We start from the raw sequence: 25,788 nt of genomic DNA on the forward strand, positions 1-25,788 counted from the left end.
CTCTCTCAAACAATGACACTCTCTCAAGTGATTAAAGTGCCCACCACGACAAGGCGAAGCAGTTTAATGAGTCTACAGACTAATATCCAGCGCTAATCGACGCAGGCAAGCTCTGCACTAAGCTTATAAATAAGTGCGAAAAGCGGCTACCTTACCCAGTGCGGCTTGGCTGCCCTTCAGACTGAAGTTATAGCCGCAAAGGCTGACGTTACCGCCTCTTGCCATGTCGACAATAATCGCTTCGGTATCCAGAGGGGAAAATCGAGCTTCGGTGCCCGTATCTGCAAGTAGTTCAACCACAAGCGGACGATATTCGGTGCCGTCATTAAAGCGCAGTCGTGAGCAAGTTTTATCGCCTTTTGCCGTAGCCAAAGACCATAGTTTGCTTGGTGAACCGCTTTCACCGAGCCAGCGCATGATCAATAGATCATCTTCAAGCACTAAGCTAAAGCCATCTGGCATCGATGTCGAGATCCGCTCGGCCTGAGCAGTAGTATCTATACTGTTTTCAGGCAATGCCGCGGTTTCGACTTCGGGCTCAGAGCTAGGAATAAGTGACCAGATACTAGCAATAAGCATGACACTGACTAACACACCCGCGATGCCAAATAACCACTTCTGATTAATCTGCAGTGCCTGCTGCAGCTGAGCCATATTAAATGCTGCCGGTTTAGCCCTTTTGCGCAAAGGCTGATCATCCCTGCCAGAAGCATGATCATTTTGAGCGAGCTCCTGCTCCTCGGCCTGCATAAATTCGGTGCCGCTATTTGTCGCAAAACTGGTCGTCACATTCTCATCGCCACCTAAGGTCGGCTCGACTCTGACCCGCTGACTTGTCTTATCAATCGTTACTTTGCTCGAACTCATATCGACGGGACCAGAATAGCCCTGCACATAATTGGCGCCAGATTCCCCAGGTAACAAGGCTAAATAACCAATCGCTAGGCCTGCAACGACCAATAACGTCAACAACAGCATCATGCTGTGAATATGCACTAAGGTTATTAGCACCAACCAAAATGGCACCATTGTTAATAACATTAACTTTGGTGACTTTTCACTGTCACGTAGGCGACGCAGACTGGTCAAAGCCAATATAGGCGTGAGTAAAATGGCAACAAGATACAGGGGAGCCGAAGGGCTAAATAGCACCACGGCTAACAATAAGATGAAATAAATCAATCCACTAATGACAGAAAAACGCTGTCCATTATCGATACCATTAACACACAAGAATGACTTAAACTGCATATATTTACGACCTTAACAATGATCCACGATTCGGCAGTGCACCCTATCTAAGCAGTCACAGCACACCCAAATTTTATGCCCAGGCGAAAGCATAAAAGCAAAGAAGTAGACTACCGAATTTGCCTCTCAATGTCAGTGTTTTCGGGCAATTTTATCATTAAAGATAAATCAGACAGAGCAGAATAGGCCCAATAAAAATCCGATCTAACAAGATGATTTATCCTAACTGCGACTAGCGCAAATATCACCCTAGGCTGTATAATGGCTCGCTTAACCTTTTTACCGTCCAGTTTAGCTAACAACAGCTCTATTGGCACAAACATCGGATATGCAGCTAATGACCGCTCGCGGAAACCTATTTATCGTCTCGGCGCCAAGTGGCGCAGGTAAATCATCGCTTATTTCGGCCCTGTTACGAGACCAGCCTGTAGATATGCAAGTTTCAGTTTCGCACACCACAAGGCAGCCGCGTCCAGGTGAAGAGAATGGTCAGCACTATCACTTCGTTAATCAAGACGAGTTTAAGAGCTTAATTGCCGATGGCGCTTTTTTTGAGTGGGCAGAAGTATTTGGTAACTATTATGGCACCTCTCGTGTCACGATTGAGCAAACACTCGCGCAAGGTATCGACGTCTTTCTCGATATCGACTGGCAGGGTGCGCAGCAAGTTAAAGAGCTGATGCCTGAATCGATTGGCGTTTTCATTCTCCCGCCGTCAAAAACTGAGCTAGAACGCCGCCTAACAGGCCGCGGACAAGACACCGCTGAAGTGATTGCGGGCCGCATGGCACAGGCGGTTTCAGAGATGTCACACTACAATGAATATGACTTCGTTATTGTTAACGATGATTTCGACAAAGCATTAGCCGATTTATTAGCGATCATTCGCAGCCAAAGATTAACCTCTGCTAGCCAAATTCATACGCAGAATGGTATGATTAAAGATCTGTTGGCAGGCTAACTGTCTTCATGTACAATTTTGCGTCATTTTTTCAATCGATAAAACACTGGAGTTTCCAAACATGGCTCGCGTAACTGTAGAAGATGCCGTAAACCAAATCGGCAACCGTTTTGATATGATTCTGGTTGCAGCGCGTCGTGCTCGCCAAATCGCTGTTCAGGGTAAAGACCCTATGGTTGAAGAAGAGAACGACAAACCAACGGTTATCGCCCTGCGCGAAATCGAGCTAGGTTTAGTCACAGCTGATACTTTGGATGCCGATGAGCGCCAAACAGTTCGTGAACGTGAAGCAGCTGAAATCGCTGCTGTTGCTGCCATCGCTGAAGGCCGCAACAACGTCATATAAGGAGTAGAGTCACTTGTATCTGTTTGAAGGTCTCAAGGAGTCTGCCTCAGGTTATTTAGAACCTGAGCAGGTAGAATTACTCAAGCAGGCCTATCAGGTGGCGCGTGATGCCCATGAAGGTCAGATGCGCACGAGTGGCGAACCTTATATTACCCACCCGGTTGCGGTTGCCCGCATCCTGGCCGATATGCGTCTCGATCATGAGACGCTTATGGCCGCTCTCTTGCACGACACTATCGAAGACACCCCAGTAACCAAAGAAGAGCTGGCTGAAATATTCAGCGAGTCTATTGCTGAATTGGTTGAAGGCGTCTCCAAGCTCGATAAACTCAAATTTCGCGATAAGAAAGAAGCTCAAGCCGAAAACTTCCGCAAAATGATGATGGCGATGACCCAAGATATTCGAGTCATCTTAATCAAGCTTGCCGATAGAACCCACAATATGCGCACCTTAGGTGCTCTACGGCCTGATAAGCGCCGTCGCATCGCCCGAGAAACCCTCGAAATTTACGCCCCGATCGCCAACCGCCTTGGTATTCATAATATTAAGAGTGAGTTAGAGGAATTAGGTTTTCAAGCCTACTACCCAATGCGATATCGTGTGCTTAGAGAGGTGGTCAAAGCCGCTCGTGGTAATCGTAAAGAGCTTATCCTAAGCATTGAAGGCGCGATCAATACTCGCCTTGAAGATACTGGCCTAGAGGGCACAGTAAAGGGACGCGAGAAGAACCTTTATTCCATCTACAACAAGATGCGTAATAAAGAGCTGCAGTTCCAAGAAGTCATGGATATCTATGCCTTTAGAGTCATCGTTGACTCCATCGATACCTGTTATCGCGTCATGGGCGCCATGCATGGCCTTTATAAGCCACATCCTGGTCGCTTCAAAGATTATATCGCTATCCCTAAAGCTAACGGCTATCAGTCACTGCATACTTCGCTTTTTGGCCCTCACGGTGTACCGGTTGAGATCCAAATTCGTACCGAAGATATGGACCAGATGGCAGATAAAGGGGTTGCGGCTCACTGGCTGTACAAAAAAGGCAGCTCAGCCGAGCAAGGCACCACCACTCAGGTACGTGCTCGTAAGTGGATGCAAAGCTTGTTGGAACTCCAACAAAGCGCGAGTACCTCTTTCGAATTTGTTGAAAACTTTAAGACTGAGCTCTTCCCTGAAGAGATCTACGTGTTCACCCCTGAAGGCCGTATTTTAGAGCTACCAGTGGGCGCTACCCCGGTCGACTTCGCTTACGAAGTCCACACCGACGTGGGCAATACCTGCGTAGGTGCCAAGGTAAATCGTCAAGCTTACCCGCTCAGTCAACCACTGATCTCCGGTCAGACCGTAGAGATCATTACCGCAAATGGCGCCCGTCCAAATGCGGCCTGGCTCAACTTTGTAGTGACAGGTAAGGCACGAGCTAAAATCCGTCAGCTACTGAAAAGCCTGAAAGAAGATGATGCCGTACTACTCGGTAAGCGACTGCTTAATCATGCGCTCGGTGAAACTAAGTTAGATGGCTTATCTCAAGAGCAGATTGATAAGGTCGTTCGTGATACCAAGCATGACTCACTCAACTCGCTACTTGCCGATATTGGCCTAGGCAATGCCATGAGCATTGTTATCGCACAGCGACTGCTTGGGGATCAGCTCCATACAGAAGAGCACAAAGAAGTGCCTACCATGTCTATTCGTGGCGCAGAAGGCATGCTAGTGACCTTCGCTAACTGCTGTCGTCCAATTCCAGGTGACGCGGTGATTGCCCATGTAAGCCCAGGTAAAGGCCTAGTGGTGCACATGGAAAGCTGCGCTAACATTCGTGGCTATCAGGGTGAGCCAGACAAGTACATACCTGTACAGTGGGATAGTGCTGAAGGCGTCGAGTACCAAGCTAACCTTAGGGTTGAAATTGTTAACCACCAAGGTGCATTAGCCAAGATCACCTCGATTGTAGCCTCTGCAGGTTCAAACATTCATAACTTAACGACTGAAGAGCGTGATGGGCGAGTTTTCCTCATCAACCTACGTATTTCAGTGCGAGACCGCATTCATTTGGCTAACGTGATGCGTCGGATCAGAGTACTTCCAGAGGTACTTCGTACATCGAGAAACCGTTAATTTACTCAATAAAGACAAGGAAAGATCATGGCAGAGAAAATAATCATCGCGACCGCTAAAGCGCCACAAGCAATTGGCACTTACTCTCAAGCGGTTAAAGTGGGTAGCACAGTTTATTTATCAGGCCAAATCCCACTTGTTCCAGAGACCATGGAAATGGTTAGCGATGAGTTTGAAGCTCAGGTTGTGCAAGTCTTTGACAACCTAACTGCCGTTTGTGAAGCCGCTGGCGGCTCATTAAGCGATATCGTAAAGCTAAATATCTTTATGACTGACTTGAGCAACTTCGCTACCGTAAATGAAATTATGGGTCGCTACTTTGAGCAACCTTACCCAGCTCGTGCTGCTATTGGTGTTAAACAACTGCCAAAAGACTCACTGGTTGAGATGGATGGAGTGATGGAGATTTAATCCTCATCAGCCAACCATATGGGCGCTACGGCGCCCATTTTTTATTTAACGTTAGCTATTTAACGTTTGCCACGTTAAACCTTGTTTATCGCTCCAACAGCAACGAATAACTTAACCCAAAGTACAAAATAGAAGCCAATCATGAGTCCTGAACGTTTCGCCCGCATCAACCAAATGCTTGATAACCGCCAACCCGATCTCACCGTATGCCTAGATACCGTGCACAAGGGTAATAACATTGCCGCCGTGCTACGTACCGCTGATGCGGCGGGCATACATGAAGTCCATGCGGTTTGGTCCGAACTAGAAATGCGCGTATCGGGCAACACGGCGTCAGGCAGCCAACAATGGGTTAAGACTCGCGTACACCAGAGTATGGCGCAAGCTGTAGAAGCGTTTCGCGATCAAGACATGCAGATTCTAGCAACGACCTTTTCAGATACCGCTGTCGATTTCAGAGCGATTGATTACACCAAACCTACAGTGGTTATTATGGGTAACGAGCGTGATGGCGTCAGCCCTGAAGGCATAGCTGCTGCGGATCAACACATCATCATTCCAATGATAGGCATGGTTCAATCACTGAACGTATCCGTTGCTGCCGCACTGATTATGTATGAAGCTCAACGTCAACGCACTGAGGCAGGCATGTATGGCACGCGAAAATTGGATGACGCCTATTGCCAGATTAAGCTATTTGAGGAAGGGCACCCTATTTATGCTAAGGCTTGTCGCCGCAAGAAGCTGCCTTATCCAGCCATAGATGCAGAAGGCCAAATTGTAGCGGATGAAGACTGGTGGCAAAAAATGCGGGCTCCTTCTGAATAACTCCTTAGAACTATTACTAAGAGCCATTGCAAAGACTAGGTTCTAAGAGCCAGCTTTTGGAATAAATGCAAAACCTATAATCAATACCAGCTTGCCGCTGGTATTTTTATATCCCCTCCTGCTCGTTATAGTAATTTTAAGTATTCTCCTGAAAATCAATTCAACAAAATTGTAACACCCGTTTGAAAAAGTTTGTCTTAGATCACATTTTTCGCCATAATCAAGATTGCAACAGCTTGTTAAACGAACGATTAAAACAAAAGTACAGGTATAAGCTGAATTAGAACCGACAACAATCAATATGGAAATGCGATGGAATCTTCTATGAAAACCCCAATTGAAATGCTCGAACATTGGGTTGAAAAACAAGGTGATCAAGTTTACCTAAAGCAACCTATTGACGGCCAATATAAGACTTTTACTTGGCGTGATGTACAAACCAAGATGCAGCAGATTGCAGGCGCATTGAGACACCTTGGCCTCAATCCTGGTGACAAAGTTGCCGTGCTTTCTAAAAACTGTGCCGAATGGTTTATTACTGATTTAGCCCTGATGCACGGCGGCTATATTAGTGTCCCCATCTACCCTACCGCTAACGCAGACACTATTCGCTACACCCTAGAGCACAGTGAAGCTAAGGCAATTTTTATCGGTAAGCTCGATTATTGGGCCGATCAAGAAGCGGGTGTTGGCGGCGATATTCTGCGTATTGCTATGCCGTACGACACCATGCCATCTCAGTATCATTGGGATAAGATGCTCAATATGGGCCAGCCTTTAATTGATGCGCCGCTGCCAACACCTGAGCAAGTGATGACCATCATCTATACATCAGGCTCGACTGGTAAGCCTAAAGGTGCGATTCAAAATTTTGCCAGCTATGCCTGGACTTGCACAGCGGTAGTACGCGACCTTAAAACAGACGTCGAAGACAGATTACTGTCTTACTTGCCACTGGCACATATTACCGAGCGTGTCGCGATTCAAGGTTCTTCTTTCTACTCAGGTAGTAGTGTTGCCTTCGTCGAGAGCCTAGATAGCTTCGTTGCCGACGTGCAGCGTGCAAGACCCACAGTATTCTTCTCAGTGCCACGCCTGTGGAGCCTATTCCAGAAAAATATTATCGATAAGATTGGCTATAGCAAGCTTAACTTTTTGCTTAAAGTGCCGATCATTAGCAGCATAGTAAAACGTAAAATTCATCAAGGTTTAGGTCTAGAGCACTGCCACCTGCTCGGCTCAGGTTCTGCGCCGATCCCGCCATCACTGGTTGAGTGGTATCACAAGATTGGTCTCGATATCAGTGAGGCTTGGGGCATGACCGAAAACTGCGCCTACTCAATTATTAACTACCCATTTGATGCCCGTAAAATTGGCTCCGTTGGCCGTGCGGTCGAAGGCTGTGAAGCCAAGTGTTCGGATGTTGGTGAGCTGCTAGTTAAGAGCCCAGGCCTAATGCAAGGTTATTACAAGCAAGAGGAAGAGACAGCTAAGAGCTTCGATGACGATGGCTTCTTCCACACTGGTGATCTCTGCTCTATCGATGATGAGGGCAACGTCAGCATTACTGGCCGTGTTAAGGATAACTTCAAGACTTCGAAAGGTAAGTATGTTGCTCCAGTACCGATTGAGCGCAAATTGGCACAAGATCCTCACATAGAGATGATCTGTGTTATCGGCTCAGGCCTGCCACACCCAATTGCCTTAGTGCAATTGTCTGAAGGCGCTACACTGCAACCTAGGGAAGAAGTAAGGCTATCGCTGAAAAACACCATAGATGCGGTAAACCCACACCTAGAGTCACATGAAACAGTCGATGCTATCGTTATTGTGAATGAAGCTTGGGATGTTGAAAATGACGTACTCACTCCAACCCTTAAGATTAAACGCCATGTGCTTGAGAAGAAGTTTAGTGAGAAGGTCGACGGCATTCGTGGCGGAAAAGTTTGCTGGGAAGATGAAATCTAAGCTAGAGTTATTTTAATCGCCATGCATACGGCACTCTTCAGGGGTGCCGTTTTTATTTGCTGGATAAAAAACCATCAATTAACTAAATTTAATGACTAAGAAGCAGTTTTCTATTGCGCAATTTTTGAAAGAAACTATTCTTGCCATCCTTTCAGAAACATCCAATTTATAGAGTTAATCATGTTTATTTTATTGTCGATACTCGGCGGCTTTTTAATTCTGACCATAGGCGCAGAAGCCTTAGTTAGAGGTGCAAGCCAAATCGCACTTAGATTGGGGCTTACGCCTCTTATCATCGGCCTAACAATCGTTGCCTTTGGTACCAGTGCTCCTGAACTTGCGGTTAGCGTAAAATCAGCAATTGCAGGCAATAGCGGCATCGCCTTAGGTAACGTGATTGGCTCAAACATCGCCAACATCGGCCTGATTTTAGGTATCACAGCGCTTATTCGCCCGATTAAGATCGAGTCACAAATGGTACGCCGTGATATTCCAATCATGATTGGTGCATCGCTACTGTTCTGGAGCCTGCTACTTGATGGCGGCTTAAGCTTCTGGGATGGCGCAATTCTATTTGCACTACTTGTGGCTTACTTAACCTTTAGCTATTTCACTGCCGAAAAGCAGACTGACGATGATGTAGAAGATACCAAGCAAAACCCTATGCTATCTGTGCTATTTATCGTTATCGGTATCAGCATGCTAGTGGGCGGCGGGATCTTATTCGTTGATGGCGCAGTGGCTATGGCGAAATCATTCGGCATTAGCGAAGTGATTATCGGCCTAACTATCGTGGCTATCGGTACCAGCATGCCAGAACTTGTTACCTCGGTTGTGGCAGCGCTTAAAGGTCAGAGCGATATCGCGATTGGTAACGTGGTTGGCTCAAACCTGTTCAATATTCTAGGTATTTTGGGCGTTACCGCACTTATCCACCCGATTGTTGGCAGCGAAATTAGTACGCTAGACTGGATTTCAATGATTGCCTTTGCAATGATCTTACTGCCGTTTGCCTACACGGGTTTACGCATCGGTCGCCGTGAAGCAGCTCTGTTAGTACTAGGTTACCTAGTGTACATTGGCTACCTGGTTGCTCAAGTTTAATCCTGAAGTAACTCGATAGAAAAGGCCTAAATTGCAGTCGCAGTTTAGGCCTTTTTTGTGGCAGTCTATCCCGAGTCTGCTGACATGCTTCACGACTGTCGCCACCCAGCCCACATTAATTAGCTGCTTGACTCCCAAACCAATAAACGCCAAATTTGCGTAAACCGATAACTCTGATAATATATGTATAAATTTACAGTGTTTGAGTGCTAACAGTTTGCAAAGACTCGATCTTGTTCCTATCACAGATCTCAAAGGCGTCGCGAAGAAGATGGCCGAGAGACTAGCTAAGTTGAGCATAACAACAGTGCAAGATCTGTTGTTTCATCTGCCGCTGCGCTACGAGGATCGCACTCAAGTCTATCCTATTGCCTCGCTTTATCCCGGCAGTTACGGCACCATCGAAGCCATTATTCAGTCGAGCCAAATTATTCAAGGCCGCAAGCGCATGCTCACCTGCACCGTGCGCGATGATACTGGCAGCTTAACCCTAAGGTTTTTTAACTTCTCTGTTGCCCAGCGTAACGGCTTAGAGATAGGCATGACTATTAGAGCCTACGGTGAAATACGCCGCAGTAATCACGGCGTTGAAATTATTCATCCAGAATACAAGCTCATCTCACCGGGTGAAGACCTACAGCTAAGCGATACGCTGACCCCTGTCTACCCAACCACCGAGGGCTTAAAGCAAGCCAGTTGGATTAAGCTCACCGAGCAAGCACTCGCTATGCTAGACAATGGTGGCTTACAGGAACTGCTGCCCACTAACCTGCAGCCAAATAATTTAGATTTAAAACAAGCGCTACAGATCTTACATAGGCCCAATAATCAGGTTTCACTTTTCGAGCTGGAGCAAGGTACGCATCCGGCGCAGCAACGTCTTATCCAAGAAGAGTTACTGGCTCACAATCTGAGCATGTTACGACTGCGCCAGCGCAGCAACCGTGATAGCGCGGTCAGTATGAATGCCACGGGTCAGCTACTGAATCCATTTTTAGCCTCTTTGCCCTTTAAGCCTACGGGCGCACAGCAGCGAGTTGTCGCCGACATCACCCAAGACTTGGCCAAGCACGAGCCAATGATGCGATTGGTACAAGGCGATGTGGGCTCAGGTAAAACCTTGGTCGCCGCCTTAGCTGCACTGCAGGCAATAGAGAGCGGCTATCAAGTAGCAATGATGGCACCAACAGAATTACTAGCCGAGCAACACGCAATCAATTTCAAGAGCTGGTTTGAGCCTTTAGGGCTAAAAGTCGGCTGGCTTGCAGGAAAACTCAAAGGCAAGGCCAGAGCCCAGTCATTAGCCGATATAGAATCTGGCGATGCCCATATTGTGATTGGCACCCATGCTATTTTCCAAGAGCAGGTACAGTTTAATAAATTAGCGCTGATTATCATCGATGAGCAACATAGATTTGGCGTACACCAACGCTTAGGTCTGCGTGAAAAAGGCATTAGTCAGGGCTTTCATCCACACCAGTTGATTATGACGGCAACCCCGATCCCGCGTACTTTGGCGATGACCGCCTATGCCGATCTCGACACCTCTATTATCGATGAGTTGCCGCCAGGAAGAACCCCGGTAACCACAGTGGCTATTTCCGAACAACGCCGCGAAGAGGTCCTCGAGCGTGTCCGTCAGGCAGCAATTAACGACAAACGCCAAGCCTATTGGGTTTGCACCTTAATTGAAGAGTCTGAAGCCCTCGAATGTCAGGCTGCTGAAGATACGGCAGAAGAACTTAAACGTGCTCTGCCCGAGTTAAAAGTTGGCCTAGTGCATGGCCGTATGAAGCCCGCTGAGAAGCAGCAGATCATGGCAGATTTCAAAGCCGGAGAACTCAACCTGCTGGTTGCTACGACCGTGATTGAGGTTGGAGTCGATGTGCCCAATGCCAGCTTGATGATCATTGAAAACCCTGAACGTTTGGGCCTAGCCCAGCTGCACCAACTTAGAGGTCGTGTGGGTCGTGGCGCGGTAGCCAGTCACTGCGTGCTGTTATACAAGGCACCATTATCGGCAACGGCAACCAAGCGGATTGGGGTACTGAGACAAAGTAATGATGGCTTTGTTATTGCCCAGCAAGATCTGGAGATCCGTGGCCCTGGCGAAGTACTAGGCACCAAGCAAACCGGTATTGCCGACATGAAAATTGCCGACTTGATGCGCGATCAGGCGCTCATTCCCCATATACAGAAACTGGCAGCTCACGTTATGCAGCAAGCACCAAATAGTGTCGATGCCATTATTGAGCGCTGGTTAGGCGATAGAGAGCAGTTTGTACAAGCGTAAAGTGCTAATTTGAGCCGTTTTCCAAATTAAATATCCTTCATAGAGGCTTAGCCTATAGACAATCCGTTGGAATATTGCAAAATGGATTAAAGCTATACTTTATTATTCGTTGTATCACTACGCTGTCGCAGAGGAGTTAAAATGCAACTCAGTCAAGAAGATAGAATTTCCCCACAGGAAAAAAGTTCTGGCACCAACGGTCTGGCAATTCTGGCTATAGTTGCCGTTGTAGCGCTATCTGCTGGCGGCTACTACTACCTCAGTGGTAACGAAAAAATCGAAGAGCCACAAATCATTGCACCAGTGGTGATCCCCGATCCAGTTCCGGAACAGCCACTTGAAACTGAAGCCGTGCCAGAGCCCGAAATCGTCGAAGCCGTGCCTGTTCAGCTACCTGAAGTGGAGCCAGTCCCCGAAGTTGAGCCACTACCCGCGCTAGCCGATAGCGACACCTATGTGCAGCAAAAAGTGATCGAAGTTGCCGATGGTATGGCGATTGAACCTCTGTTGATTGAAGATAATGTAGTACGTCAATTTGTGGTGTTCGTTGATAACTTAGCGCAAGGTGAGTTGGCGCGCAAAACGGCTCCTTTAAAGGCGCCTAGCAATAGCTTCACCGTATCGGAAATTGCCAATAAGACCTATATCAACCCAGACAGTTACCACAGATATGACCTGTACGCCGACTTCCTAGCAAGCTTAAATGACCAAGAGCTCGCTAAGACCTACAAAGAGATGACGCCGCTACTCGGTGAAGCCTTTGCAGAGCTAGGCTACAGCGATATTTCGTTTGATGATCGCATGCAGCAAGCCATCGAAGTCATGTTAGATGCGCCGATTATCGAGCAGCCAATTGAGCTAGACGGTGTCAGCGTTAACTATCAGTTTGTCGACCCTAAACTAGAAGCACTGCCTAATGCGCAGAAGCTGATGATCCGCATGGGTCCTGAAAACTCACGTAAGGTAAAGTCGGCACTACGCCGCCTACAAAAACATCTTAACTAAGCCTGCAGGCAAATTATCCGCTTTTAAGAGCCCTGAATTAACAGGGCTCACATCTTGACCTAACATTTGCCACGCTAGCCTCACCTTTTGGCGACACTTGTATCGTAAAAGACGTATTGTACTCATGATTTATGTTGTAGAATGAGCTGTCAAAATGACGTTATATTTGAGCGACTCAGCGCTAGCGGTTTAATTCGCTCAAACATATCTTTCTACTAGTCAGGGCAATACGAAAGGATATTCGTATCTGGGGCGATGCATTTGAAGTTCAGCATTCTTTCATGGGGCGCATGGTCGCCACATTACCAACAAGCCAATGAATGGTTAAATTGGCCTACCACAGCCTTAGACCAAGGTGCAGAACCATCAGCAGTGCCTAAATTGGCTCATGTGCCAGCTATGCAGCGCAGAAGACTCAGTAAGCTCACCAAAATCATACTCGAGGCGATTAACCAGTGCGCGCCAGCGGAACAATGCCGTAGTATTTTTGCCTCGCAACACGGTGAGATTAATCGCACCATCGGCTTGCTGAACGATATTGTCGATGAGTCAGCATTATCTCCCACAGGCTTTAGTCAGTCGGTGCACAATACCGCCAGTGGCATCTACAGTATCTTAAGTGGTAACCGCGCAGCGTCCACCTCCATCGCCGCTGGAAAAAACACCTTTAGCCAAGGGTTTATCGAAGCCTTTGGTCAGCTTCACGCAGATCCTGAGCCGCTATTATTAGTCTATGCCGACGAGCCTGTGCCTCAAGTTTATCGTCAATTCTCAGCGACTCCCGAGTGGCCTATCGCCACCGCCTTTATGCTCGCTCCCGCCGACGATACACAAGATGCGTTAGCGACACTGACATTGACCCCAATAAATGAACAAGCCGACAATGAGCTCAGCCTTGGTCTACTGCTATCGAGTTTGGCGGCCAAACACAATATCAGCGGATCATTTTCCGGCTGGTATTGGGAGCTTAATTGTGACTAATCCAGCAATACACAAACAACCTATCGCCCCAAGACTCTCAGGTCTCGCATATGTCCCACGTTGGTTAGGCGGCACAGCCTGCTATATGGTGTTTGGACTCGGCGGCCTACTCAGCTCATTGACGATATTACCCATCCTCAGGTTTTGGCCTGGCACTCCCCAGCAACGCATCGAGCGTGTGCAGCGCGCGGTACACATCATGTTTAAAGGCTTTGTACGCATGATGACTTGGGTAGGTCTTATCAAGGTTACCCACGATGATTTAAGCCGCCTCAGCAATGCCAAAGGCATGATAGTCACGGCTAACCACCCAACCTTAATTGATGTGGTCATCTTAATCAGCTTAATGCCCAATGCCGGTTGCATCGTCAAGCAGAGCCTATGGCGCAACCCATTTCTACGCGGCGTGGTCTCATGTGCTGGCTACATTCCCAATCGCGGCGCCGAACTACTGCTTGATGACTGCAAATCTGTACTCGAACGAGGCACCAACTTAATCATCTTCCCCGAGGGTACCCGCACCGTTATAGGTGAAAAAATCAATGATTTTGCCCGCGGCGCCGCTAATATCACTCTGCGTACTCGTAGCGATCTGTTGCCTGTTTTTCTGAAAACCAATACTGTTGGCTTCAGCAAGCAACAAAAGTGGTATCAGCTACCTAGGCGAACCATTGGCATTGATATCGAAATTGGCGAAACATTGCCTTATTTACGCTATGATGCTTGCGCCGGTGGTGATGCAAAAATGGCACGGCAGATGACTCGTGACCTCGAAAACTATTATAAACAACAATTAGATAGATACTTATGAGCTTAGATAACGAAATTAAACAACTGATCATCGACTGTCTGGATTTAGAAGACGTCAGTATTGATGATATCGACTCAGAAGCGGCACTATTCGGTGAGGGCCTAGGCCTAGACTCAATTGATGCGTTGGAACTTGGCTTAGCGATTAAAAAGCAATTTGATGTGAAGATTGAAGCGAATTCTGACGCAACAAAACAGCACTTCTATAGCGTTGCTAGCTTGGTCAGTTTTATTGAGTCACAACGAGCCTAGGGGGCATTATGCAAAGTCGTGAACAGATCCTTGAGATGCTGACTCAAATCTTAGTCGACGAGTTCGAGGTGGATGCCGAAGATATCACCCTAGAAGCTTCTTTATATGAAGAGCTCGATTTAGACAGCATCGACGCCGTTGACTTAGTGATCAAGTTACAGCAGATGACAGGTAAGAAAATTAAGCCTGAAGAGTTTAAAGCCGTTAGAACCGTAGATGATGTGGTATCAGCTATCGAAGGCTTAGTTAAAGAGTAATGCGACTCTTTCTGCAAATAGTGACGACCATAGTGGTGATAGCTTATCCACTGGCGGTGTATTTTGGTCTGCACTATTTGCCTGCAGGCAGTATCGCGCTCGCCTTATGCGCCATTTTAGTCATACGGCTATTGTTGCAGCAGCAAAAAGTGAAGGCGTTAATGTTGCCTATCCTAGTCGGAATAGGTCTCACCGCCGGAAGCTTTATCGCGAAAGAGAATAACTGGTTACTCTTCTACCCTGTGGTGATTAACCTCACCATGCTGGGGCTTTTCGGCTATTCACTAAAACGTGGCCCCAGCATGATTGAAAGGCTTGCAAGGCTAAAAGAGCCCGACCTGCCCGATGAAGCTATCGGGTACCTCAATCGCGTCACCTTAATCTGGTGTGGATTATTCATCTTTAATGGTGCCATGGCGCTTTATACCGCGCTTTACACCAGTATCGAAACATGGACACTTTATAACGGGCTGATTGCCTACTTGCTTATCGGGTCGCTACTGGGTGGCGAATGGTTATACAGAACATTCTGGTTGAAAAAATCATGACGAATCTACTGAAATCTTGGCTATGCCAGGGACCTACTGCTCAGCAGCTAATTAGCTTCAATCACCACGACATTGTGACAGGTTCGGTATTTACCGCCCAAGTCGCCCAGCTAAAGCAACAACTCAGCGAATCGGACGCCAAGCGTTGGTTACTGAGCTGCGATAGTAGCGACCTGTTTGCCGTAGGTATATGTGCAGGCTTGCTCGCGGGCAAACAGATTATCCTGCCGGCTAACGCTCAGGCTGGCACCTTAAGCGAACTCACCCATGAGTTTGATGGCGTGCTTTCCAATATGCCAATTTGCGAAGGCAAGGCCTTCTTGCGCTTAGATAAAGATCATAATCCACCAAGCAGCAACTGGCCCGAGTCACAGGAATGGGGACAGCTAGTCCTCTTTACCTCAGGCAGCAGCGGCAAGCCTAAGCGAGTCGTTAAGACGATTGAACAGCTCGATGCCGAGGTAAGCGTACTTGAGCATACTTTTGCCCAGCACCTGCCCCACTGCAGCGTGATATCGACCGTATCCCACCAGCATATTTATGGCTTACTGTTTAAGATCCTTTGGCCGTTAGCCGCAAGCCGCCCCTTTTTAAGCGATCTGGTGGAATACCCTGAAACCCTAAGCTACTACGCCAACTTGTTCCCCAATTTATGCTTAGTGAGCAGCCCGGCTCAACTCTCTCGACTCCCTGATGCACTCGATCATGAACGACAACTGCGTGCGCCAAGCTTAGTCTTTAGCTCGGGCGGACCATTAAGTTATGAAGCCTCTAAGGGAGTAGCCAATTGTTACGGCCAAGCCCCGATTGAGGTGTTTGGCAGTACCGAGACTGGCGGTATAGCTTATCGCCGCCAAGATACCGCCAACTCTAGCTGGCAAAGCTTTGCCCCCATTGAGATTATGCAAGATGAGGCCGACGGTGCACTGCTGCTAAAATCCCCTTACCTGCCAGACAGTGAGTGGCTTAAGTGTGATGATAAAATTGCCCTGCAGGCCGATGGCAAGTTTACTCTTCAAGGGCGCTTAGACCGTATCATTAAAGTCGAAGAAAAACGCCTGTCATTGGTGCAGATGGAGTCTCTGCTAGAGAGTCACCCTCATGTCGCAAAAGCTGCATTAGTCATGCTTGAACAACCTAGAGTGCAACTTGGCGCCGCCATTGAGCTTTCAGCTGAGGGATTACTGCAACTCGAAGCAAACGGCAAGCTGGCACTCAATAACCAACTCAAGAAGCACCTGTTGTCGCAGTTTGAGCGCGTCACCCTTCCTAGGCGCTGGCGCTATACAGAGCAGTTACCCGTGAACCCACAAGGTAAACGAGTGCAGGCCGACATGTTAGCCCTGTTTGATATCGATAAGTTTAAGAGCAAATGATTAGATCTAAATTGCCCCCTATCATCGACTGTAAAGATGACCAAGATTCAGTAACTTGGACCATAGAAATTGCCGCCGACCTTGATTTTTTCTCGGGGCACTTTCCAGAGCAGCCCGTGTTACCCGGCGTGACTCAACTCGACTGGGCAATTAAACTTGGCTGCAAGCATTTCGGCTACCCCGTCAATGTCGCCACCCTTGAAGTACTCAAGTTTCAGCAACTTATGCTACCCAATAGCCGAGTCGAGCTAACCATTAGCCACAATCCGGCTAAGGCTAAACTCATGTTTGCCTATAGCGATGGTGACAAACGTTTCGCATCGGGGCGTATCGCGCTCAATAGTGAAACAACCCAAGTTATCAACAGCGCGGATAGCAACTAATGCGTCTTGCCCTCGTTATCCCCAACTACAACCATGCTGGTGCCATCGAGCAGACTCTCGAACGCCTGGCAGCCTTCGAGCTTCCCTGCTACCTCATTAACGATGGCAGCGATGATGAAACTCGTTTTATACTGATCGAGCTTGCCGAAAAGTACGACTGGGTGACCTTGCTACACCATCCGTTTAATCGTGGCAAAGGCGCTGCGGTGATGACGGGGCTACGCACCGCTTATGCCGATGGCTTTACTCATGCGCTACAGGTCGATGCCGATGGTCAGCATGACTTAGATGATATTCCGGCAATGATAGAGCGGGCAGAATTAGCGCCAGAGGCATTAATTTCAGGTCTGCCACAGTACGATGATTCCGTACCAAAGGGCCGCCTCTATGGCCGCTATATCACCCACTTCTGGGTGTGGATAGAAACCTTAAGTTTCGATATCCAAGACTCCATGTGTGGCTTTCGCATCTACCCACTAGCCGCGACTGAGAAACTGTTTTTAAGCCATGCCTTGGGCGAGCGCATGGATTTTGATATCGAAGTGTTAGTGCGTCTTTACTGGCAAGGGGTAAAGGTTATCCATCTGCCGACAAGAGTCATCTACCCCGAAGATGGGGTGAGCCATTTTCAAGGCCTCAAAGATAATGTGCGCATCTCTTTGATGCACAGTAAGCTCTTCTTTGGCATGTTATTGCGCCAACCTAAAAAGTTGTTTCAAAGGCTAAAGCATTCTCTCGTAGGCTCTAACCAAAACAAACATTGGTCCAACATGCGTGAGCGTGGCAGTTATTGGGGCATAAAACTGATCGCCGAAAGCTACCGCCTAGGCGGCCATTGGCTATGCCGCGCCATCATGTATCCGGTGATTGTTTATTTCTTCTTAACCGGTACTACCGCACGCGATGCATCGAAGCAGTTTCTAACTCATGTTAAGCACCAGCGCCCTAACCACCCACACTTAGGTGAGCCACTCAGTTGGCGCGATAGCCTGAAGCACTTTTTCGCCTTTGGTAACGCCGCCCTCGATAGAATCGATGCCTGGTGCGATCGCATCAAACTCGAACAGGTCGATTTCCCTAATCGTGAGATGCTCGCTAACCAATTACTAGCAGGTAATGGCGCCGTATTATTGGTCTCACACCTAGGTAACTTAGAGCTATGTAGAGCCATATCTATCCACCAGCGCCAAGTCAAAGTTAACGTCATGGTGCTGACACAAAATGCCGAGAACTTTAACAAGGTACTCAAGCAACTCAACCCCGATAGCTCATTAAACCTGATTCAGGTGACAGAACTCGGCCCGAGTACATCAATGCTATTGCAGCAAAAGATCGAAGCCGGTGAACTGGTGGTTATTGCAGGGGATAGAACCTCTTCGCAAACCGCTGGACGAGTTATCTATCAGGAGTTTCTAGGTGAGCAGGCCGCATTCCCACAGGGGCCATTTATTCTGGCGGGATTGCTGGACTGCCCGGTTTATACCATGTTCTGCCTACGTCAAAATGGACGCTACCATGTGCACCTAGAACATTTCGCCGAGACCTTAAAAGGCCCAAGGGCAGGACGCAGCCAACGAATTGAACAGGCCGTAAACGAATTTAGCCGGCGCTTAGAGCACTTTGCTCTGAGTGAGCCGCTGCAATGGTTTAATTTTTATGATTTCTGGCGCAAGGACGAAGAGTTCCAACGTGCAGATGTGCAAAGCAGTGAACGCTGTAGCAGTAGTAGCAATACTAAAGGACAAGCAAGTAAATGACCCAAGATAATACCTATAACCTTAGCCAGCAAACCGTTGAATTTGGCTATAACAGCCTATCGCTTGAAGATGTGGTGGCTATCGCCAAAGGCGCAACAGCCAAGCTGAATCAAACGACCGAATACCGCAGCTATATTCAAAAAGGCGCGCTGTTTATCGATAGCCTGCTTAAAGAAGAGGGCGTGGTTTACGGCGTCACTACAGGTTATGGTGATTCTTGTACTGTCACTGTGGGTCTTGACTTGGTTCATGAGCTACCGCTGCACCTGACTCGTTTTCATGGCTGTGGTATGGGTGAGATCCTGTCGCCGATGCAAGCTCGCGCCGTGATGGCATGCCGACTTAGCTCGCTAGCTGTCGGTAAATCTGGGGTCACTTTCGAGCTACTTGAGCGTATCGAAACCCTGCTTAATCTTAATATTACTCCGGTGATCCCCGAAGAGGGCTCAGTTGGCGCCAGTGGCGACTTAACGCCACTATCTTATCTAGCAGCGGTATTGATCGGCGAGCGCGATGTGATTTACCAAGGTGAACGACGCCCAACTAGCCAAGTGTACCAAGAGCTTAATATCGTACCGCTAAAACTTCGTCCGAAAGAAGGCCTAGCGCTAATGAACGGCACTGCGGTCATGACGGCGCTAGCTTGTTTAGCCTATGACAGAGCCCAGTACATGGCGCGTCTTGCCAGCCGTATCACCGCCATGGCATCACTGACCCTTAAAGGTAACTCGAATCACTTCGACGACATCTTATTTGCCGCTAAGCCGCACCCGGGCCAGAACCAAATCGCTGCTTGGATCCGTGAAGACTTGAATCATCATATTCATCCACGTAACTCCGACAGACTGCAAGACAGATACTCTATCCGCTGTGCACCCCATGTGATTGGTGTGCTACAAGACGCGCTGCCGTTTATGCGTCAGTTTATTGAAACTGAACTCAACAGCGCCAACGACAACCCAATTGTTGATGGTGAAGGCGAGCATATTCTACATGGCGGTCACTTCTATGGCGGCCACATCGCCTTTGCCATGGATGCGATGAAAAATGCGGTAGCCAATATTGCCGATCTTATCGATCGCCAGATGGCATTAGTCATGGATCAGAAATTCAATAACGGTTTACCGGCCAACTTATCGGGCGCTCAAGGCAGACGTAAGGCGATTAACCACGGCTTTAAAGCGGTGCAGATTGGCGTATCCGCGTGGACGGCTGAAGCCCTGAAAAACACCATGCCAGCCAGCGTGTTCTCACGCTCTACCGAGTGCCATAACCAAGATAAGGTCAGCATGGGCACCATCTCGGCTCGTGATTGTATGCGCGTATTACAACTGACCGAGCAAGTCGCTGCGGCGGCGTTACTGGCCATGTCGCAAGGTATTCGCCTGCGCATTGCTCAAGAGGAGCTCGTCGAAAGCTCGATTACACCTTCTTTAGCCAATACCCTTGCTCAAGTTGAAGCCGACTTTGAATTATTAACTGAAGATAGACCGCTAGAGCAGACCCTACGCTCTACCGTCGATAAGATCCAAAATGGCTACTGGGAAGTGTGCGGTTAATGAAAGGTATCTTATTCGCAGAGATGGAAGTTGAAATTCCATTTCATGATGTCGATTCGATGGGGATCACTTGGCATGGCAATTATCTACGCTATTTTGAGCTAGTGCGCTGTAAGCTGCTGGATAAAATCGACTACGGTTACCGCGCCATGCAAGACTCAGGGTTTAGCTGGCCGATTGTCGACGTGCAGATAAAGTATGTTCAGTCGAGTACCTTCGAGCAGACCATTATCGTCAAAGCGGCACTGGTTGAGTGGGAGAACCGCATTAAAATCAATTATCAAGTGCTTGATGCTCAAACGGGTAAGCGCATTACCAAGGGGCACACTATTCAGGCCGCCGTTGACATGCAGACTCAAGAGCTGTGCTTTGTCACGCCTGAAGTGTTTCAGCAAAAAGTTGCCCACTTGCTTCCCCAAACACATAGCAAAACAGAGCAAGTCGGATGAAGTGTTTATTAAGCCTAGCCCTTAGCCTCATGTTGCTGTGTAGCCCTAGCTATGCTGATTCGGACTACAGCGAACTGTTCAGCCAACATGCTAACAGTGCAGAACTAGCAAAGCTTAGCCAACAGCTATCACCTAGTGAGCAGGCAAAGGGGAAGTTTACTCAGAGCCGTTACCTTAAGGTACTGAAAAAGCCTTTGCTCAGTCAGGGCGAATTTATCTTTGCTAAAGATCTTGGGGTGATTTGGCAACAAAATAGCCCCTTCGCCAGCACGCTGATCCTAAAAGATAAGCAACTGATACAGATAGATAGTCAAGGCAATATTAGCGTCAATGATGCCGAGCAAGCAGGCAGCGGCAGTCAAATGAGTGAGGTGATGCCAAAACTGTTAAACGCCCTGTTAAGCGGTGATATTCAACAGCTAGAGCAGCATTTCAACCTCAGCCTAGTGCAAGCTCAAACTGGGGCAGGCGTTAATCACTGGCAATTAGGATTAAAACCAATAGATCCTATGATCGCCAAGGCCCTACCTAAATTAGTGCTAGTCGGCGATGCGAAGATACAAAGCTTGGTTCTGTTCAGCGCCAACGGCGATCGCAGTGAAATTGCATTTTCAACCATAGATGAACGTCCACTCAGCTCAAGCGATAAGGCACGTTTTAGCCCTTCAAAACCGCTTGAACCAGACGCGGCAGTGACTCCAGTAAATATAGACGCTCAGCTCAGTGAGAGTAAACAGCCATAATGAACTCCCTTTTGAGTCGTTGCTTAAGCCAAACCAGTAGCAAATTAAGATTTGCCCTCTGGCTCGCTCTCATTGGCATCACGCTAATGACGGGCTGTATGTTGTGGCAAAACGGCGCAAAAGTGCAAAGCGACATTCTCGCCATGCTTCCCAAGGTCAACGAAAGCCCTATGACCCAGCGCGCCATGGCGCAGGTCGAGCAGCAATTAGCCAATCGTGTCTATCTAGGTTTTGTCAGTGATAGCCAACAAGCAGCAATCGATGCCGCCAAGCTGACAATGAAATCGCTGCAGCGAGATAACGCAAGCGCCTTTGTCGATATTAGTAGCGCCGATATGGCACAAGCCGAGGCGCTAAACAGTTACTATTTTAAACATAGATTTCAGCTACTCACCGAAAAGCAGCAACGCCTGCTACAGCAAGGCCAGTGGCAACAGCTCACTCAAGCGGCATTAGAAAAACTCTATAACGCCTTTAGCTATGCTAACAGCAGCCTGCTGAGCCATGATCCCCTATTGCTTTACCCAGACTCCTTGATGGCGCTCGCACCGTCACAACAGTTAACGGTAAAACAGGGAGTGTTACTTGCCACTGTTGCGCCCTCGGCAAGTGAGCCACAGCCACGCTTTGCCGCTATCGTGATGGCAAAAGGCAGTGACAGCGCCTTTAATCCCAAGGCACAACAGAGCCAGCTCGCGGCGCTACAAACGGCTTTTCATTCGGTAAACCAGCAAGACGCTGACATCGAAATTATCAAAGCTGGCGCGCTATTTCACGCCGCTGCTGCGACCGAGAACGCTAAACAAGAAGTCTCCAGCATAGGGCTACTATCCCTTATCGGCGTCATCACCTTAGTCTGGCTAGCATTTCGATCGTTCATGCCGCTGACCATTGCCGTCATCACCGTCAGCACCAGCTTGCTATTTGCCGTTGTCATGACCACCCTACTCTTTGGTGAGCTGCATCTGCTAACACTGGTGTTTGGTACCAGCCTTATCGGGATCTCGATCGACTACTGTTTTCACTATTATTGCGAGCGCTTACACCACCCTAGCGATAGCAGCGAAAAAGTCATTCAAAAAATTTTTGCAGCGATCACCTTGGCACTTGTCACCAGCGTCATCGCCTATAGCGCAATAGGGATCGCCCCCTTCCCCGGCATGCAGCAGGTCGCCGTATTCTGTGCCTCGGGTTTAGTCGGCGCCTACTTGACCTTATTGCTAGCCTACCCAACCCTAGCAGCGCGTCCACTCAAAGAGGCCAACACGGCACTTAACTTAGCCAGCCAATATCAAGCCTTTATGCTAAATCGAGCTCTACCGACAAAGCCTGTTACTCGATTATTGCTAGCTGTGTGCAGTATTGGATTTATCGGCATCGGCATAAGCCAACTCACGGCAAATGATGATATCCGCCAGTTGCAGCACACACCGAGTGATATTCAAGCCGAGGAAGACCAGCTGCGCACCTTGCTGAGTGGCGGCACCGATAATCAGTTTCTGTTAGTCACGGCGACATCAGAAGAGCGGCTTTTGCAGCAACTCACAGCACTTGAACCGATATTAGAGCGCGCCGAGCAAGATAAGCTATTGGGTAATCATTTAAGTCTGAGCCGCTTCTTGCCAAGCCAGCAGACTCAAGAGCAGCACTATCAGTTACAAGCTCAGATCTATCTTGAGCACTTAGATGAGATTATTGCCACTCTAGGTCTAGATCCAGATATTAAGGCGACACTCATCGCCCAATACCGCGACGCTCACAACAAGTTTATCACTGCCGATAGTTTCTTAGGCCATCAAGCTGGCGTGAGCTTTAAACCGCTGTGGCTATCACCACAATCAGATGAAGACCAAGGCTATGGCGCAATCGTATTACTTGGCGGCATAAAGCAGCTCGATGCCCTTGCCCAGTTATTTGCAGCTAATAGTCAGGTTCAACTCGTCGATAAAGTTGGCGATATCTCCACCGTGATGGGGCATTACCGACAGCTCACCTTAGGCTTACTCGCTTTGGCCCTGCTAGTTGCAGGCATCATTTTCACCTTTAGATTTGGCGCAAAACTCGCGGCTATCGTAGTAGCCGTACCGGCTTTATCGGCCCTGCTGACCTTGGCCTGCTTAGGCATCACGCATAATCCACTCACTCTGTTTCATGCACTAGCACTTATCTTAGTATTTGGCATTGGTGTCGATTACAGCCTATTTTTTGCCGAGTCTAAGCAACAGACTCGCGGGGTGATGATGGCAGTATTTATGTCGGCTGTTTCGACCTTGCTCGCATTTGGCCTGCTTGCCTTTAGCCAAACTCCAGCGATTAATGCCTTTGGCTTAACCCTGTTACTGGGGATTAGTTTTACCTTTTTGCTCTCGCCCTTTATTCAAATTTTTACAAGGAAGTCCGTTAATGCCAACTGATAAAGCTGTTCAGAATGAGTTTGAAACGGATGCCTGTGAAAGCATCGATGTCGCCATTATTGGAGCAGGCCCTTCGGGCAGCATCGCCGCCAGCTTGTTACAGGCTCAAGGAAAGAAGGTAGTCGTGCTTGAGAAACAATACTTCCCGCGCTTCTCTATTGGCGAAAGCTTATTGCCCTGCTGCATGACGGTGATCGAAGAGGCCAATATGCTGGAAGCGGTAAATCAAGCTGGGTTTCAATTTAAAAATGGCGCCGCCTTTAAATACCAAGATAGCTATACCAGCTTCGACTTTACCGATAAGTTTACAGCGGGCCCCGGCACCACTTTTCAAGTTGAGCGCGCGCAATTCGATAAACTTCTAGCCGATGAAGCGGTAAAACAGGGGGTCGATATTCGCTATGGTCATAGCGTAGAGTCGATCGATTTAGCGGCTGAGCCAATGCTTAACATCATTGATGATAAAGGCGGCTCACAAAGCTTAAAAGCCAAGTTCGTGCTCGATGCTAGCGGCTTTGGCCGCGTGCTACCTAGGTTACTCGATCTTGAGAAGCCTTCTAGCCTGCCGACCCGCAGCGCCGTGTTTAACCACGTGCGAGACAACATTAGCGATCCGAACTTCGATCGTAATAAGATCTTGATAAGCGTGCACCCAGATAACCAAGATATCTGGTACTGGTTGATCCCCTTCAGCGATGGTCGCTGCTCGGTAGGAGTTGTCGGAGAGCCGCATCAACTCGAGGGTTTACATGACGGCGTTGACTGCGATATTGACGGCGATCTAAACAGCATACTCAAGACCATGCTCAACCAAGAGCCAGGGCTGAAAAAACTGCTGGCAAACGCCGAGTTAATTAATGAGTCAGGCCTGCTAAAAGGCTACTCAGCCAACGTCACAACCTTAGCCACGGATAAGTTTGCCCTATTGGGAAATGCGGGGGAGTTTCTCGACCCGGTGTTTTCATCTGGAGTCACCATCGCCATGCAGTCGGCGTCGATGGCCGCTAAGACTCTGATAAAACAACTCGATGGCGAGAGCGTCGATTGGCAGCAAGATTACGCCGCCCCTTTGATGAGAGGGGTCGATACCTTTAGAACCTATGTCGAAGCTTGGTACGACTGTCGCTTTCAGGATGCGATCTTCTTCAAGGATCCCGATCCTAAGATCAAACAGATGATCTGCTCGATTCTGGCAGGTTATGCCTGGGATGAGAAAAACCCGTTTGTTAGCGAGTCTAAACGTCGCCTTAATATGGTAGTCGAACTATGTCGCAGTTAAGCCAACGCATCATCCTCCTCGTCTTGGGCTCGGTGTTAATGACAGCCTGTAGCCAGACTCTGCAGCGGCAAACTTGTGTCGATCTAGCAGCAGATGTCAGCTATTGCTTAGCGCCTGTTTCTCAGCACCTATTGGGAGCCAAAGACTTGGTGGACAGCAAGCAAGCCATTAGCGCGACGCAAAAAGTCAGCATTCAGACCCAGGATAGCCAACATGAACTCTTGAGTCAGTTGGAGCTTAGCGGCCAAGAGCTAACCTTGGTAGGACTGGCCCCGCTTGGGCAGGCGCTATTTACTCTGACCTATGACGGTAATCAATTAATCAGCGAGCAGAGCCAGCTTCTAGGGGATCAATTTAAGGCCGAGTACCTGTTAGCAATCATGCAACTCATCTATTGGCCCGACGCAAGTGTAAACAAGCACTTACAAGGAGCGAAGATGCAAAGCTATGCCTGCGATGCCGCTTTGTGTCGAGGGCTATTTTTTGCTAACAATAAGGCTGAAAATGGCACTATTGACTCTGCAGCTGGCGACCTGCCGATAATAACAATACGCTATAACAACATAAGCGAAAACGGCTTAAATAAAAATGGCTCAAATAAGAGAGAGTTAGACAAGTGGCAAGCCGATGTTAATCTCAACATTCCTGCGGCCAACTTCAAGTTAGCCATTAGCCCGTTATAAACCTGACTGAG

At 48.3% G+C, this 25,788-nt stretch carries 24 protein-coding genes; 23 read left to right on the forward strand and 1 reads right to left on the reverse strand.

Annotated features, from left to right (window positions below; translation table 11 throughout):
- Window positions 1-123: 123 nt before the first annotated feature.
- A complete protein-coding gene (locus tag SPEA_RS20360; RefSeq protein ID WP_012157068.1) occupies window positions 124-1,251 on the reverse strand; it encodes a DUF805 domain-containing protein in 1,128 nt (375 codons plus the stop codon).
- Between the two features lie 337 nt (window positions 1,252-1,588).
- Between SPEA_RS20360 and gmk the strand changes: the two genes are divergently transcribed.
- The 23 genes from gmk to SPEA_RS20480 all read left to right on the forward strand — a co-directional run bounded on the left by gmk (window position 1,589) and on the right by SPEA_RS20480 (window position 25,777).
- Window positions 1,589-2,212 carry a guanylate kinase gene (gene gmk / locus SPEA_RS20370; RefSeq protein ID WP_041411657.1) on the forward strand — a complete coding sequence of 208 codons (624 nt, stop codon included), beginning with the start codon at window positions 1,589-1,591 and terminating at the stop codon, window positions 2,210-2,212.
- 61 nt (window positions 2,213-2,273) lie between these two features.
- Window positions 2,274-2,558 carry a DNA-directed RNA polymerase subunit omega gene (gene rpoZ, locus SPEA_RS20375; protein WP_012004474.1) on the forward strand — a complete coding sequence of 95 codons (285 nt, stop codon included), beginning with the start codon at window positions 2,274-2,276 and terminating at the stop codon, window positions 2,556-2,558.
- Between the two features lie 13 nt (window positions 2,559-2,571).
- On the forward strand, window positions 2,572-4,677 hold the full coding sequence (spoT, locus tag SPEA_RS20380) for a bifunctional GTP diphosphokinase/guanosine-3',5'-bis pyrophosphate 3'-pyrophosphohydrolase (RefSeq protein ID WP_012157070.1): 2,106 nt from the start codon (window positions 2,572-2,574) through the stop codon (window positions 4,675-4,677).
- Window positions 4,678-4,704: 27 nt separating this feature from the next.
- On the forward strand, window positions 4,705-5,088 hold the full coding sequence (ridA, locus tag SPEA_RS20385) for a deaminase RidA (protein ID WP_012157071.1): 384 nt from the start codon (window positions 4,705-4,707) through the stop codon (window positions 5,086-5,088).
- A 141-nt stretch (window positions 5,089-5,229) separates the two neighbouring features.
- Window positions 5,230-5,916, forward strand: a complete 687-nt coding sequence (gene trmH / locus SPEA_RS20390; protein ID WP_012157072.1) for a tRNA (guanosine(18)-2'-O)-methyltransferase TrmH — start codon at window positions 5,230-5,232, stop codon at window positions 5,914-5,916.
- Between the two features lie 312 nt (window positions 5,917-6,228).
- Window positions 6,229-7,884 carry an AMP-binding protein gene (locus SPEA_RS20395; RefSeq protein ID WP_012157073.1) on the forward strand — a complete coding sequence of 552 codons (1,656 nt, stop codon included), beginning with the start codon at window positions 6,229-6,231 and terminating at the stop codon, window positions 7,882-7,884.
- 180 nt (window positions 7,885-8,064) lie between these two features.
- The gene (locus tag SPEA_RS20400; protein ID WP_012157074.1) at window positions 8,065-8,988 is read left to right on the forward strand and encodes a calcium/sodium antiporter; all 924 of its coding nucleotides are present in this window, start codon (window positions 8,065-8,067) and stop codon (window positions 8,986-8,988) included.
- 217 nt (window positions 8,989-9,205) lie between these two features.
- Entirely contained in the window at window positions 9,206-11,281 is a 2,076-nt protein-coding gene (gene recG / locus SPEA_RS20405; protein WP_041411136.1) for an ATP-dependent DNA helicase RecG, read from the forward strand.
- A 141-nt stretch (window positions 11,282-11,422) separates the two neighbouring features.
- On the forward strand, window positions 11,423-12,286 hold the full coding sequence (locus tag SPEA_RS20410; RefSeq protein ID WP_012157076.1) for a DUF3014 domain-containing protein: 864 nt from the start codon (window positions 11,423-11,425) through the stop codon (window positions 12,284-12,286).
- A gap of 255 nt (window positions 12,287-12,541) precedes the next feature.
- A complete protein-coding gene (locus tag SPEA_RS20415; RefSeq protein ID WP_012157077.1) occupies window positions 12,542-13,267 on the forward strand; it encodes a beta-ketoacyl synthase chain length factor in 726 nt (241 codons plus the stop codon).
- Window positions 13,260-14,078, forward strand: a complete 819-nt coding sequence (locus SPEA_RS20420; RefSeq protein WP_012157078.1) for a lysophospholipid acyltransferase family protein — start codon at window positions 13,260-13,262, stop codon at window positions 14,076-14,078. Before SPEA_RS20415 ends, SPEA_RS20420 begins: the two co-directional genes overlap by 8 nt.
- Window positions 14,075-14,329, forward strand: coding sequence for a phosphopantetheine-binding protein (locus tag SPEA_RS20425; RefSeq protein ID WP_012157079.1), 255 nt, complete (start codon window positions 14,075-14,077; stop codon window positions 14,327-14,329). Before SPEA_RS20420 ends, SPEA_RS20425 begins: the two co-directional genes overlap by 4 nt.
- Window positions 14,330-14,337: 8 nt before the next feature.
- Window positions 14,338-14,586 carry an acyl carrier protein gene (locus SPEA_RS20430; RefSeq protein ID WP_012157080.1) on the forward strand — a complete coding sequence of 83 codons (249 nt, stop codon included), beginning with the start codon at window positions 14,338-14,340 and terminating at the stop codon, window positions 14,584-14,586.
- Window positions 14,586-15,134, forward strand: a complete 549-nt coding sequence (locus tag SPEA_RS20435; protein WP_012157081.1) for a COG4648 family protein — start codon at window positions 14,586-14,588, stop codon at window positions 15,132-15,134. The genes SPEA_RS20430 and SPEA_RS20435 overlap by 1 nt, the downstream gene beginning before the upstream one ends.
- The gene (locus SPEA_RS20440; protein WP_012157082.1) at window positions 15,131-16,510 is read left to right on the forward strand and encodes an AMP-binding protein; all 1,380 of its coding nucleotides are present in this window, start codon (window positions 15,131-15,133) and stop codon (window positions 16,508-16,510) included. The genes SPEA_RS20435 and SPEA_RS20440 overlap by 4 nt, the downstream gene beginning before the upstream one ends.
- Window positions 16,507-16,893 carry an ApeI family dehydratase gene (locus SPEA_RS20445; protein ID WP_012157083.1) on the forward strand — a complete coding sequence of 129 codons (387 nt, stop codon included), beginning with the start codon at window positions 16,507-16,509 and terminating at the stop codon, window positions 16,891-16,893. Before SPEA_RS20440 ends, SPEA_RS20445 begins: the two co-directional genes overlap by 4 nt.
- Window positions 16,893-18,650 (forward strand): glycosyltransferase family 2 protein, encoded by a 1,758-nt coding sequence (locus SPEA_RS20450; protein ID WP_012157084.1) that lies wholly within the window; start codon window positions 16,893-16,895, stop codon window positions 18,648-18,650. Before SPEA_RS20445 ends, SPEA_RS20450 begins: the two co-directional genes overlap by 1 nt.
- A complete protein-coding gene (locus SPEA_RS20455) occupies window positions 18,647-20,209 on the forward strand; it encodes an HAL/PAL/TAL family ammonia-lyase (RefSeq protein ID WP_012157085.1) in 1,563 nt (520 codons plus the stop codon). Before SPEA_RS20450 ends, SPEA_RS20455 begins: the two co-directional genes overlap by 4 nt.
- Window positions 20,209-20,658 (forward strand): acyl-CoA thioesterase, encoded by a 450-nt coding sequence (locus SPEA_RS20460; protein WP_012157086.1) that lies wholly within the window; start codon window positions 20,209-20,211, stop codon window positions 20,656-20,658. The genes SPEA_RS20455 and SPEA_RS20460 overlap by 1 nt, the downstream gene beginning before the upstream one ends.
- On the forward strand, window positions 20,655-21,401 hold the full coding sequence (locus tag SPEA_RS20465) for an outer membrane lipoprotein carrier protein LolA (RefSeq protein WP_012157087.1): 747 nt from the start codon (window positions 20,655-20,657) through the stop codon (window positions 21,399-21,401). Before SPEA_RS20460 ends, SPEA_RS20465 begins: the two co-directional genes overlap by 4 nt.
- Window positions 21,401-23,815, forward strand: coding sequence for an MMPL family transporter (locus tag SPEA_RS20470; RefSeq protein WP_012157088.1), 2,415 nt, complete (start codon window positions 21,401-21,403; stop codon window positions 23,813-23,815). The genes SPEA_RS20465 and SPEA_RS20470 overlap by 1 nt, the downstream gene beginning before the upstream one ends.
- Window positions 23,805-25,094: an NAD(P)/FAD-dependent oxidoreductase gene (locus SPEA_RS20475; RefSeq protein ID WP_012157089.1), complete on the forward strand. Its 1,290-nt coding sequence runs from the start codon at window positions 23,805-23,807 to the stop codon at window positions 25,092-25,094. Before SPEA_RS20470 ends, SPEA_RS20475 begins: the two co-directional genes overlap by 11 nt.
- Window positions 25,082-25,777 (forward strand): DUF3261 domain-containing protein, encoded by a 696-nt coding sequence (locus SPEA_RS20480; RefSeq protein ID WP_012157090.1) that lies wholly within the window; start codon window positions 25,082-25,084, stop codon window positions 25,775-25,777. Before SPEA_RS20475 ends, SPEA_RS20480 begins: the two co-directional genes overlap by 13 nt.
- The last annotated feature ends 11 nt before the right edge of the window (window positions 25,778-25,788 follow it).

The organism is Shewanella pealeana ATCC 700345 (assembly GCF_000018285.1).
In the GTDB taxonomy this organism is placed as follows: Bacteria; Pseudomonadota; Gammaproteobacteria; order Enterobacterales; family Shewanellaceae; genus Shewanella; species Shewanella pealeana.

Excerpts from the sequence above, each read along its gene's own strand:
- SPEA_RS20360 (WP_012157068.1), bottom strand. The coding sequence starts at position 1,251 with ATGCAGTTTAAGTCATTCTTGTGTGTTAATGGTATCGATAATGGACAG.
- gmk (WP_041411657.1), top strand. The coding sequence starts at position 1,589 with ATGACCGCTCGCGGAAACCTATTTATCGTCTCGGCGCCAAGTGGCGCA.
- rpoZ (WP_012004474.1), top strand. The coding sequence starts at position 2,274 with ATGGCTCGCGTAACTGTAGAAGATGCCGTAAACCAAATCGGCAACCGT.
- ridA (WP_012157071.1), top strand. The coding sequence starts at position 4,705 with ATGGCAGAGAAAATAATCATCGCGACCGCTAAAGCGCCACAAGCAATT.
- trmH (WP_012157072.1), top strand. The coding sequence starts at position 5,230 with ATGAGTCCTGAACGTTTCGCCCGCATCAACCAAATGCTTGATAACCGC.
- SPEA_RS20395 (WP_012157073.1), top strand. The coding sequence starts at position 6,229 with ATGGAATCTTCTATGAAAACCCCAATTGAAATGCTCGAACATTGGGTT.
- SPEA_RS20400 (WP_012157074.1), top strand. The coding sequence starts at position 8,065 with ATGTTTATTTTATTGTCGATACTCGGCGGCTTTTTAATTCTGACCATA.
- SPEA_RS20410 (WP_012157076.1), top strand. The coding sequence starts at position 11,423 with ATGCAACTCAGTCAAGAAGATAGAATTTCCCCACAGGAAAAAAGTTCT.
- SPEA_RS20415 (WP_012157077.1), top strand. The coding sequence starts at position 12,542 with ATGCATTTGAAGTTCAGCATTCTTTCATGGGGCGCATGGTCGCCACAT.
- SPEA_RS20425 (WP_012157079.1), top strand. The coding sequence starts at position 14,075 with ATGAGCTTAGATAACGAAATTAAACAACTGATCATCGACTGTCTGGAT.
- SPEA_RS20430 (WP_012157080.1), top strand. The coding sequence starts at position 14,338 with ATGCAAAGTCGTGAACAGATCCTTGAGATGCTGACTCAAATCTTAGTC.
- SPEA_RS20435 (WP_012157081.1), top strand. The coding sequence starts at position 14,586 with ATGCGACTCTTTCTGCAAATAGTGACGACCATAGTGGTGATAGCTTAT.
- SPEA_RS20440 (WP_012157082.1), top strand. The coding sequence starts at position 15,131 with ATGACGAATCTACTGAAATCTTGGCTATGCCAGGGACCTACTGCTCAG.
- SPEA_RS20445 (WP_012157083.1), top strand. The coding sequence starts at position 16,507 with ATGATTAGATCTAAATTGCCCCCTATCATCGACTGTAAAGATGACCAA.
- SPEA_RS20450 (WP_012157084.1), top strand. The coding sequence starts at position 16,893 with ATGCGTCTTGCCCTCGTTATCCCCAACTACAACCATGCTGGTGCCATC.
- SPEA_RS20455 (WP_012157085.1), top strand. The coding sequence starts at position 18,647 with ATGACCCAAGATAATACCTATAACCTTAGCCAGCAAACCGTTGAATTT.
- SPEA_RS20460 (WP_012157086.1), top strand. The coding sequence starts at position 20,209 with ATGAAAGGTATCTTATTCGCAGAGATGGAAGTTGAAATTCCATTTCAT.
- SPEA_RS20465 (WP_012157087.1), top strand. The coding sequence starts at position 20,655 with ATGAAGTGTTTATTAAGCCTAGCCCTTAGCCTCATGTTGCTGTGTAGC.
- SPEA_RS20470 (WP_012157088.1), top strand. The coding sequence starts at position 21,401 with ATGAACTCCCTTTTGAGTCGTTGCTTAAGCCAAACCAGTAGCAAATTA.
- SPEA_RS20475 (WP_012157089.1), top strand. The coding sequence starts at position 23,805 with ATGCCAACTGATAAAGCTGTTCAGAATGAGTTTGAAACGGATGCCTGT.
- SPEA_RS20480 (WP_012157090.1), top strand. The coding sequence starts at position 25,082 with ATGTCGCAGTTAAGCCAACGCATCATCCTCCTCGTCTTGGGCTCGGTG.